The organism is Candidatus Tokpelaia sp. (assembly GCF_008636115.1).
Classification (GTDB): Bacteria; Pseudomonadota; Alphaproteobacteria; order Rhizobiales; family Rhizobiaceae; genus QLZD01.
Map to the genome: position 1 here is coordinate 1 of NZ_QLZD01000037.1, position 1,881 is coordinate 1,881.

The 1,881-nt window shown below is 48.1% G+C and carries 1 protein-coding gene and 1 tRNA gene; both read right to left on the bottom strand.

All coding sequences use genetic code 11. From position 1 onward, the window contains the following. A partial coding sequence (locus tag DPQ22_RS07855) for a beta strand repeat-containing protein (protein ID WP_150214885.1) occupies positions 1–1,295 on the bottom strand: 1,295 nt, incomplete at its 3' end. A gap of 389 nt (positions 1,296–1,684) precedes the next feature. After that, positions 1,685–1,758, bottom strand: a tRNA-Gly gene (locus tag DPQ22_RS07860). Positions 1,759–1,881: the final 123 nt, after the last annotated feature.

Genomic DNA, 1,881 nt, shown 5'->3' on the forward strand with positions numbered 1-1,881 from the left:
TCATTGAAATTAGCCTCACCGCCCGCGCCGACAGTAACATCAGAATTACCGGCATTGCTGTTATCATTAAAATCAACTGTGCTGCCGTCAGAGACGCCAATGGTTGAGCTGCCGCCATTGGCATTATCATTAAAGCCTATTTTACCGCCATTAGAGGCATCAATATCCGAGTTTCCAGCAGAAGAACCGTCATTGAAATTAGCCTCACCGCCCGCGCCGACAGTAACATCAGAATTACCGGCATTGCTGTTATCATTAAAATCAACCGTGCTGCCGTCAGAGACGCCAATAGTAGAACTGCCGCCATTGGCATTATCATTAAAGCCTATTTTGCCGCCATTGGAGGCATCAATATCAGAATTGCCGGCGGAGGAATCATCATTGAAATTAGCTTCGCCGCCTGCGCCGACAGTAACATCGGAATTGCCGCCATTGCTGCCGTCATTAAAATCAACCGTGCCGCCATTGGAGGTGCCGATAGTTGCATTGCCGGCATTGGTTTTATTGCCAAAATTAACCTTACCGCCATCGGTGACATTAAGCTGTGCATTATCGGCAGAACTATTACCGCCAAAACCGACATTGCCGTTTTGGCCGACATTGATCGCAGCGGTGCCGCCGGAAGAACTGTCCTGAAAACCAAGTGTAGCGCCGTCTGAAACATTTATCTGCGAGGAGCCGGCCGTGGCATTGTCGCTAAAAACGGCATTACTGCCCTTTGCCACATCAATCTGTGCCTGCCCGGCCGAGCTATTGCCGGAAAAATCCAGCTCGGAATCTTCCGCCGCCTCAATAGTGGAAGTCCCGGCACTGGCATTATCCATATAACAAATTCTGCCCTTGGAATTGACGCGAATAACCGCATTGGCCGAGGTCGCATCATTGGTAAAGCATAATGTGCCTTTGCCCAAAAAACCGCCAACATTTAAAACCGGTTGCTGGGTAGAATCATTAACAATGCCTTTGCCCGAAACTATCAGCGTGGCGCTGGTTATAAGGCCGCCTATATTAAAAGTAAAAGCCTGGGCATCTTTGGTAAAATACATGGTCTTGATTTGCTGCGTATTGCCAAGAACAACGCCCGCAATATCCCCAAGATTCACCGAGCTCCAGCCGGTGGAACCGAATGTTGCCGTATCTGTCGGCACACCGCCGAATATTGACCCGGTATCCTTCCAGTTTAGCGGTATATTCCATTGGGCTGAGACAATAGTGCCGGCCCAGGTGGCATTATCTACAGCATAAGCGGCTGAAGTAGAAAAACAAAAAAACGCTGCCGCTGCACCATATTGCAAAATTTTTCTGCAAAATCGCTTTATTCTCCTTTTGCCCCCGCACCGGCAAAAAATTTGTGCAATAGCGCCGGAACGCGCCGGAACAGCAGGCCTGGCCGCAATGTCACAAGGCAAAAGCATAATGATAAACCCGTATTTGCGAATAATATTTCTACTTACGCACGCACGCAACAAACAGATTTAACACTTAATAGACGAGGGATTTAACAATAGAGAATCTGCAATAAAATAATCTCTGGAATATTTATAGTTTATTATGCTTAACTATTCGTTAAACATGGATATTTATTTAAATATTAAGGGGGAGATATAATATAAATACTTATAGTAAAACGACAAAAAACAGTATTTCCTCTCACAAAACTGCTGAAAGGGAGAACAGATAATGCTGGAGCGGGTAGCGGGAATCGAACCCGCGCATTCAGCTTGGGAAGCTGACAGGCTGCCATTACATCATACCCGCATACGGCCTTTTATCCCCAGGAGCGGCCTGCCGCTCTTGCCCTGAATGAGCCGTGAGCCGTGAGCCGTGAGCCGTGAGCCGTGAGCCGTGAGCCGTGAGCCGTGAGCCGTGAGCCGTGAGCCG